Origin of the sequence: Pseudomonas sp. 5P_5.1_Bac1 (assembly GCF_025466015.1) — a bacterium.
Lineage (GTDB): Bacteria > Pseudomonadota > Gammaproteobacteria > Pseudomonadales > Pseudomonadaceae > Aquipseudomonas.
The window spans coordinates 66,697-83,135 of the sequence record NZ_JANLNX010000014.1 but is presented as its reverse complement, the minus strand read 5'-3'; the positions used below and the strand labels follow the sequence as shown (position 1 = coordinate 83,135).

Here is a 16,439-nt window from a genome sequence, read left to right as displayed (position 1 = left end):
TTGCTTCAGACCTCCATCGCCGGTTTGCGATGCACTCGCCAAATCCCACAGCCAGACCCGCAACGCCCTCACACCTGTCACAAAACGGCCCACTTCCTGCTGTAGGTACGCCGACGCATCTTCAAGATGCACACGCCTACCGACACCTAAGGATAAGTGCCGTGTTCAAACCGCTAGCCATCGCTGTAGCCCTCGGATCTTCACTGCTGCCTCTGGGCGCCAGTGCCTACGAGTATGGGGAATATGCCGGACAGACCCTGGACCGCCTGATCAACGATTACCCCGGTCGTTACCGTGGCACCGCCAACTTCGCCGGCGCCGCCGACTGGATGCAGTCGCAACTGGGCTTCGGCTACCAGACCAGCCGCCAGGACTTCACCTGGGCCGGCACCCGCAATTCGCAGAACGTCATCGCCTCCGCCGCCGGCAGCAACAGCACCTATGTGGTGCTCGGTGCCCACTTCGATACCTATTACGGCCGCCCCACCCTGCAAGGGCTGGACGACAACGCCTCGGGCGCGGCGGTGCTCACCGAGATCGCCCGCAACCTGGGCGGCATCGCCCTCGAGAATGGCCTGGAAGTGGTCGCCTTCGGCGCCGAGGAAGAAGGCCTGCGCGGCTCCCGCGCCTACGTCGCCTCACTCAGCGACAGCCAGCGCGCCAACCTGCTGGGCATGATCAACCTCGACAGCCTGATCACCGGCGACAAGATGTACGCCCACGCCGGCAGCAATGCCGTCGCCAACCCGGCCCTCGGCGCCTACCGCGACCAGTTGCTGCGCATCGCCAGCGAACTGAAGATCGACCTGTTCACCAACCCCGGCCTCAACAGCAGCTACCCCGCCGGCACCGGTTGTTGCAGCGACGGGGAAAGCTTCAACGGCCTGAACGTGCCGGTGCTGTTCATCGAAGCCACCCACTGGGAACTGGGCGACCGCGACGGCTACGAGCAGACCGTCAACCCAGCGATCCCCGGCGGTTCCACCTGGCACGACCCGGCGGAAGACAACCAAACCGTGCTCACCAACGCCTTCGGCGAGGCCCGCATCGAACAGCGCCTGCGCGACTTCTCGCGCCTGCTGACCCGTCTCGTGCTGGAACTGACCAACGCCGACCTGCTCGCCTCCACCGCGTCCGGCGGCGCCATGGCGCGGCAGATGGAAGATCAGTTGCAGCGCCAGCATCAGGCCATGACCCGCCTGCACGACCGCCGCTGGCTGAGCGTGCTGGGCAGCGAGCGCGCGGTGGGCAGCTTCGATGGCGAAGTGGGTGTCGAGGGCGAGGTATCACCCGACAGCGGCTTCGACGCGCCGGGCAATCCCGAATCGAAGCGCCTTGGTGTTCACGTGCTGGGCGACTACCGCCTGAGCCAGGCCGTCACCGTCGGCGCCAGCCTGAGCTTCGAGCGCAGCCGCGACAGCCTCGATCATGGCGGCCGTGTCGAAGGCGACGCCTGGCAGGTCGGCGCGTTCGCGCTGCTCAACGATGGCGGTCCGCAATGGCTGGCCGGCGAACTGAGCGCCGGGCACACCCGCTTCGACACCCAGCGCTCGGTGTTCATCCAGGCCAACGGCGGCCCGGTGCTGCTGGACCAACGCCTGTCCGGCGACACCTCGGCGCTGTTCTGGGGCGCGCGGGTGGACGGCGGCTATGACTTCACCTTCGGCGGGCTGAAGACCGGCCCGGTGGCCGGGCTCGACTACGTCCACTACCGCATCGACGACTTCAATGAAGACGAAGCGCTGCGCACCGCCCTGGGTTTCGAAAAACAGGATTACGACACCCTCGAAGCCAGCCTCGGCTGGCGCCTGCACGGCAGCCTCGGCCTCGGCGGCATGGCCCTCAAGCCTTACGCCAGCGTGCGCTGGGTGCGGGAACTGGCCGATGGCCGGCTGGACGAGATCGACCTCACCAGCCGCGCCGACGGCCTGGTGCGCGTGGCCAACCTGAGCGACGTGGACAAAAACTTCGGCCGCGCGCAATTGGGCGCGCAATTGATGGTGACCGAGCAACTGGGGGTGTTCGCGGAAGCCAATACACGCTTTGCCCATGACGAAGGGAACCAGGCGGGGTATTCGCTGGGGGTGCAGTGGTTGTTCTGACACAAGCGTGATGGCAAGCAAGCTCGCTCCTGTTCTGCAGGAGCCAGCTTGTCGGGACGCCAAACCGTCACGATTGCAGTGCCAACCTGACCTATCCTCAATCAACCACTCAGCCAGGATCCCCACCATGCCCCGCCTCCCTGGCCTCACGACCACCCTGCTGCTTATCCTCCTGTCCCTGCCGACCCAGGCCGCCGAGCCCTGGCACCTGGCCAGCAACGAAGACGGCATCCAGGTCTACCTGCAAGACGTCCCCCACTCCAACTACCAAAGCTTCCGGGGCGTCGCCCTGATCAAGGCCGACGTGCGCACCCTCAGCGACCTCCAGGAAAACCTCCGTGTCGCCTGCAAATGGCTGTACGCCTGCGCCGACATGCGCCTGCTGAAGGTCGAGGACGACAACACCTGGGTCTACCTCACCACCGCCCTGCCCTGGCCCGCCGCCACCCGCGACATGGTGCTCAAGGTGCAGACCGAGCGGAGGGATGACGGCAGCCTGATCCGCCACCTCTCGGCCGTGCCCGGCATGGTGCCGCGGGAATCCGGACAAATCCGTGTCACCCAGTTGCAAGGCACCTGGAGGATGATTCCCAAGGGCGAACGGGAAACCGAAGTCACCTACGAACTGCAGGCCGAACCCGCCGGCGACATCCCCGCCTGGCTGGCCAACCGCTTCGTTATCGATGCCCCGACCATCACCCTGAAGACCTTGCGCGCCGTGGCCGAACGCCAAGGCATCCACTCAACGGACGAGCCAACGGAGCCCATTCAGTAAATGAATACGACGAATTCCAACATTTAATTTGTGGATGCGAAGCATTGTTCCTATTGTAGGAGCGCAAGCCCGGTAGAACCGCCCTCACCGGCGGTCCCGCGGACACAACAACAAACACCCCCGAGACTTCCCATGTCCAAAACCTACTTCGCCCCTCACGGCGGGCACCCGGCTCAGACCGAGCTGCTGACAGACCGTGCGATGTTCACCGAGTCCTACGCGGTCATCCCCAAAGGCGTGATGCGTGACATCGTCACCAGCCACCTGCCGTTCTGGGACAAGATGCGCATGTGGGTCATTGCCCGCCCGCTGTCCGGTTTCGCTGAAACCTTCTCCCAGTACATCGTCGAAGTTGCCCCGGAAGGCGGCAGCGAGCGTCCTGAGTTGGACAAGAACGCCGAAGCAGTACTGTTCGTCGTCGAAGGTGAAGTCGACATCACCCTGCAAGGCAAGCCGTACACCCTGAAACCGGGTGGCTACGCCTTCATCCCGCCGGCTGCCGAGTGGAGCCTGCGCAACAACAGCAACGCCAATGTCACCTTCCACTGGATCCGCAAGCACTACGAAACCGTAGAAGGCCTGCCGCACCCGGAAGCGTTCGTCACCAACGAACAGGACATCGCTCCAATTCCGATGCCGGGCACCGATGGCGCGTGGGTCACCACCCGCTTCGTCGACATGGCCGACATGCGCCACGACATGCACGTCAACATCGTGACCTTCCAGCCGGGCGGCACCATTCCGTTCGCTGAGACCCACGTCATGGAACACGGCCTGTACGTCCTGGAAGGTAAAGCGGTGTACCGCCTGAACCAGGATTGGGTCGAAGTGGAAGCCGGCGACTTCATGTGGCTGCGCGCCTTCTGCCCACAAGCCTGCTACTCCGGCGGCCCGGGCCCGTTCCGCTACCTGCTGTACAAGGATGTGAACCGCAACGTGCACCTGACGCTGAACCCCAAGCGTTAATGCTCGCGACTCTCGCAGCCTGAACAGAAAAAGCCCGCCCTCCCCGGCGGGCTTTTTTGTGGGCGAATGAGTGCTTGCCTGGAAAAACACAGAAGACCAGAATATCGACCTGAATTGAGGGCTTTGATATGCAAAACATTCTTGCCGACGTCGCGGTCAGCGTGTCAGAACTGAAGAAAAACCCCTCCGCAGTCCTGGCAAATGCTTCTGGAATGCCAGTGGCGGTGCTCAACCATAACCGCGTCATGGGCTATATGGTTCCGGCTGAGCTCTACGAATCAATGATGGAGCGCCTTGAAGACCTGGAACTGGTAGAAATCGCCAAGGCCCGCGCAGGAGAAGAAACCATCCCGGTGAATCTGGATGACCTATAGCCTTGAGTTCGTCCCTTCAGCGCTGAAGGAATGGGAAAAGCTTGGGCATACCCTTCGCGACCAACTCAAAAAGAAGCTCAGAGAACGCCTCGAATCACCCCGCGTTCAGGCTGATGCGCTGCGCGACATGCCGAGCCATTACACGATCAAACTCAAAGCATCTGGCTATCGCCTGGTTTACCGCGTCGAAGATGACCGAGTGGTCGTTGTAGTAGTCTCCGTCGGCAAGCGCGAGCGCGGCGAAGCTTACCTGTCCGCCAAGACACGTTGAGCGCTGCACAGCCGCTCACTGCTGATCCAGCAACCGCCCCAGCACCGCGCCCAACTCCTTCACCATCGGCTCCGCCGTCGGCCGATGCACGATCACGATTTCATAGCTGTCCACCACCGGCAGCCCGTCGGTTACCCCGAGCACCCGATGATCCCCGCTCACTGCGCGCGGCGGCAGCAGGCTGATGCCCATGCCATCCGCCACCGCCGCCTGAATCCCGCTGAGACTCGAACTGGTGAACGCAATCCGCCAACGCCGCCCCAGACTTTCTACGGCGCTGATGATCTCGTCCCGGTACAGACCACGGGGCGGAAACGTCACCAACGGGATCGGGTCCAGTTGCAGCGCCGGGTTCTTCGCACTGTCGATCCAGGCCAGCTCCTCCGGCCAGCTCACCACCCCTTCGCGCCCATTGCGCCGCTGCTTCAGCAACACCAGGTCCAGTTCGCCGTTCTCGTAGCTCTGGCTGATATCCCGGCACAGGCCACTGGTCACCTCCAGCTTCACCTGCGGATGTTTGCGATTGAACGCCGACAACACATTTGTCGTCCGCCCGCCGACAAAATCCTCCGGCACCCCCAACCGCACCGTCACCCCCACCGTCGCCCCCGCCAGCGCCTCCGCCATCTGATCGTTCAGCGCCAGCATATGCCGGGCGTATCCGAGCAACGTCTGCCCCGCATCGGTGGGTAAAACCTCGCGGTTGCCACGCTCCAGCAGGCGATGGCCGACCATCTCCTCAAGGCGGCGGACCTTCTGGCTGATGGTGGATTGGGTCGAATGCAGACGGGAAGCGGCGGTGGTGAAACTGCCGCAGTCGGCGACCACGACCACCGCGCGAAGGAGGTCGAGGTCGAAGAGGGTTCTAGTGGGGTTTGGAATGGGGGGCATACGATCATTAAGAAAGCGAATAGAGGCTAGCTTTCTAGCATGGTCTCCTCTGCTGAACAATCGTTCGCAACAGCACTGATGCACCCTTTGACTTTTATGAGACTCGCGATACAGTTAATGGCCACTTGCCACGCCAGTCATCCTCATGAGCAAGATCAAATACAATCGATCCTATTACCTCTAGTAGAAATATAGCTAACAGAGATACCACATACAAACAACCTAGGCTTAAACATGGAATCAAGTCATCAACTTAAAGTTCAAAGCCATATACTAAGATTACTTGGAGATCAGCTCATCGGCCACGACCGACTAGCCGTATTCGAACTTGTAAAGAATTCTTATGATGCAGATGCGAGTTTGGTGTCGGTAACGCTGAGCCTATTCGAGGACCCCCCGAAAATAATTGTCGAGGACAATGGCTCCGGGATGTCCTTTGATACTATAGTCAATGCTTGGCTAGAGGTTGGCACAGATTCCAAACGGTCAGAGTTCGGAAAAAAAAGATCTCCTATTTTTAATCGAAGCCCACTGGGCGAAAAAGGCGTAGGTCGGCTCGCCGTTCAAAAACTCGGGAAACACCTAAAGATAGTAACAAGAGAACATCCAGGCAACGAGGTTGAATTCTCAATAAACTGGGACACCCTGATAAGCAGCTCGAAGTACCTTGATAAAAACATCAAAGTCAAAGTCAAACAAAATACCCAGCCAAAATACTTTAAAAACAGTTCAGGAACACGCATAGAAATCACTGACCTACATAATAATGAATGGTCAAGAAGAGACCTCCGAGAGTTGTATCGTTTAGTAAAGTCACTGTCCAACCCTTTCCTGACTAACGACTCATTCGACGTAAATCTAAACTTACCCGGAAGAGAGTCGGATATAGAAGACCTCCCCGACATAGGGGAGCTTCTTCACACGGCGACCTGGAAATTCAGCTTTAAAATCAATAAAGACGGAATATTACGGTTTGCATACATATTCAACCCACCTAACTTTAAAAGACTTAAAGGCCATGCCAAGCGCTACACTGGCAAGCTCGAACTCGCCCCCGAGGATAAAAACGAGCTTTCCACAGCAGCAGCAGCAAAACGAGATAAGCATATTTTTTTAAGCCCGGAAGAGCTAAAAGGTATTGGACCTATAAGCGGGCGAATTTATGCTTTTAACCAGAGATCCGAAATCCTAAAGTTATTGGGCAATTCTCAGCTACTAAAAAATTGGCTTATTACTCAATCGGGGGTCAGAGTCTACAGAGATAATATCCGGGTATTTAACTACGGCGAACCTGGTGACGATTGGCTACGCCTGAATACTCGGCGAATAAACACACCAGGTGGAAAATTCGGAACCAACAGCATAGTCTCCTACGTAAACTTGGACCTACAACAAAGCAACCATCTCAAAGAAAAAACAAACCGAGAAGGCTTTGACGAAAATGAATATTATAAAAAACTGAGACGCATAACACTGAGCGTGTTCGAGAAATTCGAGCGCCAGCACACAGATGACCGAAAAACACTTGATATCGCCATAAAGGGAGAAGAAAAAATACCTCCTTTAGAGGAAGCACTGGAGAGCATTAAGAAAACTGCAACCAAACATAAAATCCAAAAAGAAATAGAGCCCGCATTAAAGTCTATAAAGCTCGAACTTGACAACTATCGCCAAGTAATGGCAAGTTCTGGCGTAGCCGCCATGAATATCAACCTAGCCTTCCATGAAATGGTTCATGGAGTAGATAAAATTGTCTACCAGCTAGAGAAAAATGTGAACCCTGAAGCAATACAAAAAACCGTTAACCATCTAAGAAGCTTACTTGATACCTTCAAGCCACTACTAAAGAGAGAAAAAAATAAATCCATACCGGCAGAAGAACTAGTTAAGCGAGTACTCAAACTACATGAGCACCGTTTTCCTAGACATGATGTGGTAGTCTCCAACTGGCTCGCTGACATTGAAAAGTCCATCAATTTCAACTTGAAGGGACCAATCAACCTAATGCTGGGCGCACTAGGAAATATTGTCGACAACGCCATCTACTGGTCGCGATATAGAAAAGAAAGGGACAGCAGCCCTCTTAGCGCTGCAATTCTAATTCTTTCCTCATGGGACCCTGAGACGAAAGAGGGTCAAATCGCAGTTATCGACAATGGACCTGGCTTCCAATTGCCCGAAGAGTCAATCGGCAAACCGTTCGCAACAACCAAATCTGGTGGTATGGGTCTTGGCATCTACTATGCACGTCTTGTAATGGAGTCAATGCAAGGAAATCTACTTGTATGCTCTGCCGATGATCTTCGTGACGACTTCAAGTTCTCTAAGAATTACGACGGCGCTGCAATAGTTCTACAGTTCAAGGAATAGAAAAATGAAGCCCTTTTCAAGAGTTGTTGTTATTGACGACCAACAAAAACATCTCGATATCATCATCCGAGCACTTGGAAGAGCCGGATTTGGTGCAATCGGATATCACACTGACGCCGGAATTATTAACCCCCCACCCTCACCATGTAATGGCGTAAGGCTAGTTTTTTCCGATATACACCTCACTCCTATGAGCGCCATAAGCGGGGTAGATAATGTCGGTATACTTGGCCCATTTCTTAAGGACGTAGTACAGGATGGCCCTTACGGATTGATTCTTTGGTCAAAGAATGCGCATGACGAAGAAGAGATCGTTCAAAATTTGATAGATCGCGCAGATGATTTAGGCATCCAACTGCCGGTCTTCTTTGGATTTATTGATAAAAAAAATGTTCTTACTGGTTTTGATGATTACGCAGAAGAAGTAGATGACGACAATCAAGAAATATTCAAAAATCTAATCTTCTCAGAAATTGAAAAATGTCCAATTTTAAAAGCCGTCATGGAATGGGAAGAGCGTGCTTTTTTAGCTGCAAACTTTGCAACCAACAGCCTCTTCAAACTCTCCAGGGATCCAAACACCACAGTTCAGAATGAACGCTGGCTAGAACTTATTTCATACTTAGCACAAGAGGCCATTGGGCGCACAGCGGCAAAAAACGACCCTTTCAAAGCCCTCGATAACGCCCTCCTTCCAATAGTTGAAGATCAGCTTAGATATTCGCTCCCCGACCCAAGTGCAAACGCCATAAAAATAATAAAGGATAAGTTAGATGAACAAAAAAGACTCTCTTTACCATCGGGCGTAAGTACAGCCAAGCTACATTCTTTTTACCTAGTGGAAAACTTGGAAAAAAACAACACCCAACATCATTTCAGAGGGACTGTATCCACAATAAAGCCCGACGACTTTGATAATTTTATAGCGACGTGTTTTGCTTCAAAGTGGCGATCTCTTCTTTTTGATGAATTTATCGTACCAGGAAAAGATAGAGTGATTTCAGATGAAGCGAGAAAGGACGTAAAATTATTAGAGCATGTCGTTCCGTGCCTCATATCTCTAACCCCCGAGTGCGATGACGTCCAAGGAAAAGTTGTAACACAGCGCTATTTATTAGGCGTCTTGGCCGACAGAGACTATCATCGTTTCATATTTGATAACGGAAATTTAGCTAGAGATGCGTTGCATCGCATCGGCATTATTGATCATGACGGAAAAGAAAAAATGCTAGTCGCATCTTGCCGCCGCTTTCTGGCCATACCGTCTAGTGCCGCCAAAAATCTACCATTCGAAGCAACGATGCGACTAAGACGGGCCACTATCGAAGAGCTCTCGCACCACTATACTACCTATACTCGTCGCCCTGGGGTCATGCGATTTTCTTAATTACCCCCCACCAAGCCTAACGCTTGGTGGGGAGCCAACAAAATTAAGCTGCTGACTTTTTACTTTCTTTTTTCATACGCACAAAAAAATCAGAAACAATCGCCTCCATTACAGGCGAACAAACTGCGTTCCCCATTAGCTTCACTTTCTCCCGGCGCGTGACCGCCGGAAAAATATAATTTTCAGGAAAACCCATGGCTTTACGTAATTCATCAGGCTGAAGCATCCGCATCATGTGCCCGCTCATAGTCGGCTTAACATACGCGAAGCGATCAACAGTTGTAACTGTACGCAAGGGTTCATCCATTCGCTGCCACCCTCCTGCACCATCTGAGCCATAATAGACAATAAGGAAAGGTTTGCTTTCTCCTAACTCTAATATTGCACGCGCAGCCCGCTCAAGTGTACCTTTAGCACGTCGAGGGGACCTCAAAAGAGTCATTTTATATTTACCCTCAGGAGCTAAGATATCCCAAACACTTTGATGCTTTGTATTAATAGGTTCTATTTTTTCAGCTTGGCCGTTCAACTCCGCAATCATGAAAAGACGACGACGGCGCTGGGGAACACCAAAACGAGACGCATCTATTATTTGCTCGTGGATTGTATAGTTCAAACGAGTAAGTTCTGCTTTCAACTCATCATATCTGTACCATGGTCTCATCTGTATTACGTTTTCCAGAGTTATCCAACGAGGCTTCATAACTTCGGCATAGCGAATCACCTGGAACGCGGTGTCACGACTTTCATTTGAGCGAGGCTTTGCGCCCCGGGCGCAAGTATGATGAGTACATTCAGGGGAAGATATGAGAAGGTCAATTGGACCTGTTTTCTCCAATACAGCTTCGGGACTAAGGATACGTAAGTCCTCCTCGAAGACATGCGCATCAGGAAAATTGAGTCTGAAGGAGTCTACTGCCGGCCCCCAGAGATCCACCCCTCCAACAATCGTAGCGCCCGCTTCCCTAGCTCCTAGGCTGGCCCCCCCAGCCCCACAGAACATGTCAAAAGCGCGAATTTGATCCATTGAACAACCTTCCGTTCTTATCTGCTTGGCTAAGCACAAAGCTCTCGGCAGAATGTAACTTTTGATTTCTGCCAAGGACAGCAAATGAGTGAAAACCTGGTTTACTCCATGGAGGAGCTTGACAACGCAGATTTGATTATCGATGCCCGTTACTCTGGAAGCCGCAACGGCAACGCCAGCGACGACGCCTTGACCAAACTCCTGAACCTGAGCAATCAAGGCGGCTTCCGCATTCGCGGAAAACGAGAGGCGCCAAGGCTCATCGCTTTGATTTCCAGCATGGAGGACCACGACTGGCCAGATGATTTGGACCTGTCAACGGGAGTTTTTACCTACTACGGAGATAACAAACAACCGGGACGCAGGCTGAACGAAACGAACCGTTATGGCAACAACCTTCTGGAGCTGGTTTTCCAACATCTACACGCCGGAGAACGCCAAAACATTCCGCCAATTCTCGTTTTCACCAAGGCTGGCACGTATCGAGACGTCATGTTTCGCGGTCTCGCAGTCCCAGGAGCCATAGGCACTGGACAGAATGATGACCTCGTAGCGGTGTGGCATATGACAAATGGGCAGCGCTTTCAAAACTATCGAGCGACGTTTACGATCCTTGATCTACCACTCGTTCCCCGGGCATGGCTGCGTGACATCATCCATGAAGGGATTGCTGGAAGCGACAGCAGCCATGCACCGGCAGGGTGGAAAAAATGGCTGCTCACTGGGCAGTACACTCCTTTGATAGCCAAGCGGTCCCAGCCAATTCGCTCCAAAAAAGAGCAGCTTCCCTCATCCAAAATAGAAATAGAAATGCTGGCGGCGGTTTACGAACACTTCCAAGCGAACCCCTACGGTTTCGAGGCTTGCGCAGCTCACTTGGTGCGACGTTGCCTGCCAACTACAGTTGAACTGGACCTCACCCGTCCATTCAGAGATGGAGGCCGAGACGGTGTGGGGAAGCTCCGCATCGGCCGTGCCAACTCATCTGTCCTTGTTGATTTTGCCATTGAAGCAAAATGCTATAGCACCAAAAATTCCGTTGGCGTTCGCGAACTCTCAAGGCTGATTTCACGTCTTCGCCATCGGCAATTTGGTGTACTGATCACCACGTCCTGGGTGCATGATCAGGCTTACAGTGAAGTAGTCGATGATGGTCATCCGGTGATGATCCTCGCTGGCAGGGATATTGTCGAACTCCTAAAGGAGTCCGACCTAAAAAACCAAGAGGATGTCAAACGATGGCTGACTTCAAGTTTCCAATCGAATAAGACATAAGCCATGTGCGCAGATACTATCACTCCTCAAGCTCGCTCTTTAATGATGTCCAGGATCAAAGGACGCAACACCAAGCCAGAAATACTAGTTCGTTCTCTATGCCATTCGCTAGGCTTGCGTTTTCGGCTACACCGAAAGGACCTCCCAGGCTCTCCTGATCTCGTTTTTCCCAAGCACCGCCTTTGCCTGTTTGTGCACGGCTGTTTCTGGCATCGGCACCAAGGCTGCAAATACGCGTACACACCTAAAAGCCGCCAAGAATTTTGGCTTCCAAAACTTGAAAGAAATGTAGCAAGAGATAAAAGCAGCGAAGAAGCCCTTAGAGGTATGGGTTGGAAGGTGGTGATCATATGGGAATGTGAAACCAAAATTCCCCATAAGCTATTGAAGATAATCATGGAACTGCCTCTCTAACGAGCCGTCAGCCCTTCGCACACGTCACTTGGTATCTATTGACCAATCGGCTCCACCCCCCTACCCTCACCCTCGCGCCTAAGAAACGCATCAACCAGAGCGGTTTCCGCACCCGACAGCAATGCGGCTTTTTTGTGCCAGCGGCTAACACTCGCCCACAAGAAAGACCCGTTATGTCGGGAGTGGGCTAATACAAGACCCGAAAGGGGAATACGTCCGGCCCGTCTCTGGTGGGTTTCTTAGCTCCCGGCACCCTTAACGCCCTAAGAAAGCGACCAGAGGAAATGGACATGTCCCAGCTTCATCCGCCCCGGATACGTGGGCCTGAGCACCTGATCGACAGCCATGCATTACCTGCTCTTCGAGGAGGAATCGCCCATGACTGAATTCCACACCCCCACCCTCTTCACCCGCCACAACCGCCCCCTCCACGCCCTCTGGCTCGACGCCCAAGTCTGGTTCTGCGCCCGCGAGTTCGGGCGTCTGATTGGCAGATACCTGGACGATCACATCGTGCGCAAGCTCGACAAAGACCAGCACCGTTCCGTGCAACTCCTTCGTTACGGCCAAGTCACCGATAACGTGATGATCAGCGAGTCAGGCGCCTACACCGTTCTGGCGCATCACTATATTCCCGAAAACCGCCATTTGCGGCGCTGGCTGACGCATCACGTCATTGCGGTGCTGCGGGATGAACACCGCGGCGATAAGACCACTCCCGCGACTTCAGTCGTTCAGTACGGGAATGGATCGATGGAGTTGCTGTATTGGCAGAATGAAGCGTGGATTCGCCTGGGTGATTTTGCGGACGTCGCGCAGCACAGCGATAAAACAGACACGATCCGCCGGTGGCGTGCCATGGCGGGTCGTTTTTTCGGAGGGTGAGTTGCGAACGCTGGTGAGAAGCCAAGGGCAGGCCATCCTGCCCTTCTCTCTCAAGCGAATTGCGAGCCCTGAAGAAACATCTCACGCTCAATAGCGCGCCGTCTCGCCATCTGCATGTCCGGCCGTCCGCGCACTTGAATCCATTTCAGGAATTCCTCGGCGGCCCGGTCGATCGCTCCGGCATTGACGTGGCGGATCAGGATCGAGCTACGAACACGGATCAGCCCATAGTCGAACACCAGCAATAGCAGTGCATCCCATTGGCCCTGGCTTACCGGCACTTCAAGCATGCCGGCCAACTGGGTTTCATGGCGGCCGATCTCATGCTCCAACTTGGCCTCCGCCTCGGCCTGGGTAATGGTCATGCCCGCATGGACATCGCCATAGTGCCCATAACCGATAAACCACAGGCCCGCGGGGTCCTGACGAGCATCGAGGGTCAAGCCGGTGCGGCGCTTGAGCAAATCCAGACCAGTCGAGGACAGTCGCATATCCGAGCTCCTTGCAAGAAAGTGAGGACAATATCGGCCAAGACTACTTCACTCATCGCCAGCGTGATAGCACTAAGCCTTCACTCAGAAGCGGACTTTCACTCCCACATATCCGGTCCGGCCGGGTGCCGGTTCGTAGTAGCGGCCACCGCTGTCATTGATCCGCAGGTTGTCGTAGTAGCGCCGGTCGGTCAGGTTATCCAGACCCACGTAGGGCTCCACATTCTCCGCCCAGCCTTTGAGCTGCATGCCCGCCCGCAGGTTAACGAGCGCATAGCCACCAATCCGCGCGGTGTTGGCGCTGTCAGCGTACTGGCGGTCGTAGACCGAGGTGTTGAGGCGCGCGTACCAGTTGTCGCGGCTGTAGCTCAGTTCACCAAACAGGCTCTGCACCGGAATACCCGGCAGGCGCTTGCCGTCGGCGCCGTCGAAGCTGCGATAGCTGTAGTCGTTGAGGCTGTAGGCGGTGCTCAGTTGCCAGTGCTCGTCAGGCTGCCAGCGCGCGCTCAGCTCCAGGCCGTCGCGACGGGTGGAGCCGGCGTTGCGGTAGAAGGTGCGGCCGTCGACGTAGGGCACCAGTTCGTCGCGGGTGTCGATGCGGTAGACCACCGCCTCGTAGCGCCAGTGGGCGGTCTCGCCTTTGAAGCCGATTTCCTGGTTGAGTGCTTCGGCGGGTTCCAGGCTGCTGTTGAAACCGCCACCGCTCGGGTTGGCCATTTCGGCGACAGTCGGGGTCTCGAACGAGGTCGCGACGCGGGCGTAGACGGTGTGGTTCGGGTCAAGGCGATAGCTGAGGCCGGCGCTGTAGTTGAGGTCGCGCAGGGTGCGATCACCGGAGTCGTCGCCGTCACGCAGGAAGCGGTCGTCGACGCTCAGGCGCACGGCGTCATGCCGCAGGCCGAGGCTGAGCACCCAGTTTTCGGTCAGTTCGGTCTGGTTTTCCACGAACAGGCCGAGGCTGGTGGCTTCCTCTCGCTGGCGTGAGGTCAGTGCGCCCTTTTCGCCACCGATGATGTTGTTGTTGCGGTCGCGGTCGTCACGCAGGGATTCCAGGTCGGCGCCGAAGGTCAGCTTGTGATTCAGGCCGAACCAATTGGCGACATGGCTGTAATGCCCGCCTACCCCGCCGAACAGGCGCTCGTAGCTGGTCTGGCCGTTGGCGGCCAGCGGCAGGCGGTTGGTGAAGTCGCGCTGACCGACGTAGCTGCGGAGCTGATAGGTATCCTCGCCCACGGCCTCGCCGTCCCACACCAGCGACAGCCGCTGTTGCCTGATGCGCTCATCGGAATCGAAGCTCAGGCTTTGCGGACGCGCCTGATTGCGATCCGCGCGAACCTGCGCAAGGGTCAGTCCGCCGGGATCTTCCGAACGGTTGTCCAGGGCATGCATGGTCAGGGCCAGACGCCCGGTATCGCCCCACCAGCGCAGTTTGCCGGTGAGGTTGTTGGCTTCGCTGGTGGCGTGGTCGCGATAGCCGTCCATCGTCGTCGAACTGACGGCCACCAGGGCACCGAAATTGCCCTCGGTGCCGCTGGCCTCGATGCTTTGCCGGCGATAGCCGTAGCTGCCGAGGCTGAAGTCAGCGGCAACGCCCGGATGATCGCCCGGTTCACGGGTGTTGATCGCCAGCACGCCGCCAGCACCGTTGCCGTAGAGAACGGCGGCGGGACCGCGAAGGACTTCCATGCGCTCCACCAGGCCGATATCGAGGCCGTCGAGTTCGGTCTGGCCGTCGGGCATGGTCAGCGGCACGCCGTCCACCAGCACGCGAATGCCGCGCACGCCGAAGCTGGATCGCGAACCGAAACCGCGGATCGCCGGGCGCAGGCCCTGGGCGGCGTTGTAACGACTCTGCACGACTACGCCGGGCACGGCGGAGAGCATGTTGCCCAAGGTCAGTGCCTGGTCGCCGCGGCTGTCGGCGGCATCGACGACGCTGGCCGACAGTGCGGCCTGGGCCCATTGGTCACCGGTGCGAGTGGCCGTGATTTCGACCGGTTCGACTTCGACGGAGGAATCCGCCAGGGCGGCGGTGGTGGTCAGCAAGAGTGCGCCGAATGCTGCGCGGCGATGTGCGGCCCGTTGCCGCTCGTTGTTCTTCATGGAGTGTTCCACTGGGTCCCGCGAGGAAGTTTTCCAGGGTGCCGGCTCCGCATTGGCACCTGGGCTGGACGCTTGTCAGGCCGGACCATACGAAAATTGATAGGCATATGGCTACTAAGCAGGAGTTAGAAGTGCGCGGTACTAAGGTGGGTCACTCGAAAGTAGGAGATTGATGGAAATTGAGGCCGCAAAGCGGCCCCAATCCGACTCAATAGAAATACGCCGCCCTGAACTGCAACGAATTATCGATCTTCACCCCTTCACGCACCGTGGTGTCGTGCATCACCTGCCCCATCAACTGCAATTGCTTGCCGACCATGGTCGCGACAGTGAACCCGACCGTGCCGTTGTTGCGGCTGGTGGCCAGGGTCTGGCCGTCGAGGGTTTCGCGCGCGCCCCAGTTGTGGCGGTAGCTGATGGCGGCATAAGTGTCCTGGGTGAAGTTGTAGCGCAGGTGGTTGTGCAGTTGCAGCAGGGTGTCCTTTTTCGCGTCGGTGGAGCGCTGGTCGTCATAGAACTCGGCTTCGGCGATCACGTCCCAACTGATCTTGTCGGTCAGGCCCTTGATGTAGCCCACCTGGAAGTCCACGGCCCAGCGGTTGTTGCTAAGAGCGAAGCCCTGGTTCTTGTCGCTGCCGGTTGGCGCGGTGAAGAACACCGACCAGCCGAGGTGCTCGTTGCGCTCCAGGTCGCCGATGGTCCACAGGGTGCCGCCGAAGGTGATGTCGCCCAGGCCCGAGGTTTTGCTGTGGCTGGCGCCGATGTCCTGCTGGCCGAAGGGGATGACGATCTGCGGGTCCCAGGTGTATCCGGTGCCGAAGAAATCGGTGAAGTGGATCAGACGCAGGACGCCGACGGTCATGTCCAGGTCGAGGTCGTCGGCGACTTTCTTGCCGCCGGAGTAGACCTTGTCGCCGCGCGGGTTCTGCTGATAGAGCACGACCACGTCGGTGCCCTTGGGCAGCGCGGTGTAGTCGCCCGGGTCAGGCTTGACGTCGGCCTGGGCGAACAGGGAAACGCCGAACAGAGCCAGGCCGGCCGTGAGGGTCGAGGGGCTGATGATCTTCATGGTGAACTCTCGTTGTTGTTTTTGTTGGCGTGAAGAGTC

15 protein-coding genes are annotated in these 16,439 nt (G+C 56.1%); 10 read left to right on the top strand and 5 right to left on the bottom strand.

The features are described from left to right. Positions 1 to 161: 161 nt before the first annotated feature. The 5 genes from NTD82_RS02860 (at position 162) to NTD82_RS02840 (ending at position 4,488) form a co-directional block, all read left to right on the top strand. A complete protein-coding gene (locus NTD82_RS02860) occupies positions 162 to 2,102 on the top strand; it encodes an autotransporter outer membrane beta-barrel domain-containing protein (protein ID WP_262127663.1) in 1,941 nt (646 codons plus the stop codon). A gap of 127 nt (positions 2,103 to 2,229) precedes the next feature. Continuing rightward, positions 2,230 to 2,877 carry an START domain-containing protein gene (locus NTD82_RS02855; protein WP_262127662.1) on the top strand — a complete coding sequence of 216 codons (648 nt, stop codon included), beginning with the start codon at positions 2,230 to 2,232 and terminating at the stop codon, positions 2,875 to 2,877. 132 nt (positions 2,878 to 3,009) lie between these two features. After that, positions 3,010 to 3,843: a bifunctional allantoicase/(S)-ureidoglycine aminohydrolase gene (locus NTD82_RS02850; RefSeq protein ID WP_110970898.1), complete on the top strand. Its 834-nt coding sequence runs from the start codon at positions 3,010 to 3,012 to the stop codon at positions 3,841 to 3,843. Positions 3,844 to 3,971: 128 nt separating this feature from the next. Next, positions 3,972 to 4,217 carry a type II toxin-antitoxin system prevent-host-death family antitoxin gene (locus tag NTD82_RS02845; protein WP_095159245.1) on the top strand — a complete coding sequence of 82 codons (246 nt, stop codon included), beginning with the start codon at positions 3,972 to 3,974 and terminating at the stop codon, positions 4,215 to 4,217. Next, positions 4,207 to 4,488 carry a type II toxin-antitoxin system RelE family toxin gene (locus NTD82_RS02840; RefSeq protein ID WP_262127661.1) on the top strand — a complete coding sequence of 94 codons (282 nt, stop codon included), beginning with the start codon at positions 4,207 to 4,209 and terminating at the stop codon, positions 4,486 to 4,488. Before NTD82_RS02845 ends, NTD82_RS02840 begins: the two co-directional genes overlap by 11 nt. Positions 4,489 to 4,503: 15 nt before the next feature. Here the strand turns inward: NTD82_RS02840 and NTD82_RS02835 are convergent, their stop codons facing one another. Further along, positions 4,504 to 5,379, bottom strand: coding sequence for a LysR substrate-binding domain-containing protein (locus tag NTD82_RS02835; RefSeq protein WP_262127660.1), 876 nt, complete (start codon positions 5,377 to 5,379; stop codon positions 4,504 to 4,506). A 234-nt stretch (positions 5,380 to 5,613) separates the two neighbouring features. Here NTD82_RS02835 and NTD82_RS02830 point away from each other — a divergent pair, with 234 nt between their 5' ends. Both NTD82_RS02830 and NTD82_RS02825 read left to right on the top strand, forming a co-directional pair. Continuing rightward, positions 5,614 to 7,749: an ATP-binding protein gene (locus NTD82_RS02830; RefSeq protein WP_262127659.1), complete on the top strand. Its 2,136-nt coding sequence runs from the start codon at positions 5,614 to 5,616 to the stop codon at positions 7,747 to 7,749. Positions 7,750 to 7,753: 4 nt separating this feature from the next. Then, positions 7,754 to 9,136, top strand: coding sequence for a hypothetical protein (locus NTD82_RS02825; protein ID WP_262127658.1), 1,383 nt, complete (start codon positions 7,754 to 7,756; stop codon positions 9,134 to 9,136). 43 nt (positions 9,137 to 9,179) lie between these two features. Here the strand turns inward: NTD82_RS02825 and NTD82_RS02820 are convergent, their stop codons facing one another. Further along, positions 9,180 to 10,163 carry a DNA cytosine methyltransferase gene (locus NTD82_RS02820; RefSeq protein ID WP_262127657.1) on the bottom strand — a complete coding sequence of 328 codons (984 nt, stop codon included), beginning with the start codon at positions 10,161 to 10,163 and terminating at the stop codon, positions 9,180 to 9,182. 84 nt (positions 10,164 to 10,247) lie between these two features. On the opposite strand from NTD82_RS02820, the gene NTD82_RS02815 reads away from it, so the two are divergent. The 3 genes from NTD82_RS02815 to NTD82_RS02805 all read left to right on the top strand — a co-directional run bounded on the left by NTD82_RS02815 (position 10,248) and on the right by NTD82_RS02805 (position 12,737). Further along, positions 10,248 to 11,438: a restriction endonuclease gene (locus NTD82_RS02815; protein ID WP_262127656.1), complete on the top strand. Its 1,191-nt coding sequence runs from the start codon at positions 10,248 to 10,250 to the stop codon at positions 11,436 to 11,438. A gap of 3 nt (positions 11,439 to 11,441) precedes the next feature. Beyond that, positions 11,442 to 11,852 (top strand): very short patch repair endonuclease, encoded by a 411-nt coding sequence (locus tag NTD82_RS02810; RefSeq protein WP_262127655.1) that lies wholly within the window; start codon positions 11,442 to 11,444, stop codon positions 11,850 to 11,852. Between the two features lie 378 nt (positions 11,853 to 12,230). After that, a complete protein-coding gene (locus NTD82_RS02805) occupies positions 12,231 to 12,737 on the top strand; it encodes a Bro-N domain-containing protein (protein ID WP_262127654.1) in 507 nt (168 codons plus the stop codon). 50 nt (positions 12,738 to 12,787) lie between these two features. Here the strand turns inward: NTD82_RS02805 and NTD82_RS02800 are convergent, their stop codons facing one another. The 3 genes from NTD82_RS02800 to NTD82_RS02790 form a co-directional block, all read right to left on the bottom strand. Next, positions 12,788 to 13,228, bottom strand: a complete 441-nt coding sequence (locus NTD82_RS02800; RefSeq protein WP_262127653.1) for a lysozyme — start codon at positions 13,226 to 13,228, stop codon at positions 12,788 to 12,790. 84 nt (positions 13,229 to 13,312) lie between these two features. Then, a complete protein-coding gene (locus tag NTD82_RS02795; RefSeq protein WP_262127652.1) occupies positions 13,313 to 15,331 on the bottom strand; it encodes a TonB-dependent receptor family protein in 2,019 nt (672 codons plus the stop codon). 208 nt (positions 15,332 to 15,539) lie between these two features. Beyond that, positions 15,540 to 16,400: a transporter gene (locus tag NTD82_RS02790; RefSeq protein ID WP_175651687.1), complete on the bottom strand. Its 861-nt coding sequence runs from the start codon at positions 16,398 to 16,400 to the stop codon at positions 15,540 to 15,542. Positions 16,401 to 16,439 lie beyond the last annotated feature (39 nt).

Coding starts and splice junctions, on each gene's coding strand:
- NTD82_RS02855 (WP_262127662.1), top strand. CDS start 2,230: ATGCCCCGCCTCCCTGGCCTCACGACCACCCTGCTGCTTATCCTCCTG.
- NTD82_RS02850 (WP_110970898.1), top strand. CDS start 3,010: ATGTCCAAAACCTACTTCGCCCCTCACGGCGGGCACCCGGCTCAGACC.
- NTD82_RS02845 (WP_095159245.1), top strand. CDS start 3,972: ATGCAAAACATTCTTGCCGACGTCGCGGTCAGCGTGTCAGAACTGAAG.
- NTD82_RS02840 (WP_262127661.1), top strand. CDS start 4,207: ATGACCTATAGCCTTGAGTTCGTCCCTTCAGCGCTGAAGGAATGGGAA.
- NTD82_RS02835 (WP_262127660.1), bottom strand. CDS start 5,379: ATGCCCCCCATTCCAAACCCCACTAGAACCCTCTTCGACCTCGACCTC.
- NTD82_RS02830 (WP_262127659.1), top strand. CDS start 5,614: ATGGAATCAAGTCATCAACTTAAAGTTCAAAGCCATATACTAAGATTA.
- NTD82_RS02825 (WP_262127658.1), top strand. CDS start 7,754: ATGAAGCCCTTTTCAAGAGTTGTTGTTATTGACGACCAACAAAAACAT.
- NTD82_RS02820 (WP_262127657.1), bottom strand. CDS start 10,163: ATGGATCAAATTCGCGCTTTTGACATGTTCTGTGGGGCTGGGGGGGCC.
- NTD82_RS02815 (WP_262127656.1), top strand. CDS start 10,248: ATGAGTGAAAACCTGGTTTACTCCATGGAGGAGCTTGACAACGCAGAT.
- NTD82_RS02810 (WP_262127655.1), top strand. CDS start 11,442: ATGTGCGCAGATACTATCACTCCTCAAGCTCGCTCTTTAATGATGTCC.
- NTD82_RS02805 (WP_262127654.1), top strand. CDS start 12,231: ATGACTGAATTCCACACCCCCACCCTCTTCACCCGCCACAACCGCCCC.
- NTD82_RS02800 (WP_262127653.1), bottom strand. CDS start 13,228: ATGCGACTGTCCTCGACTGGTCTGGATTTGCTCAAGCGCCGCACCGGC.
- NTD82_RS02795 (WP_262127652.1), bottom strand. CDS start 15,331: ATGAAGAACAACGAGCGGCAACGGGCCGCACATCGCCGCGCAGCATTC.
- NTD82_RS02790 (WP_175651687.1), bottom strand. CDS start 16,400: ATGAAGATCATCAGCCCCTCGACCCTCACGGCCGGCCTGGCTCTGTTC.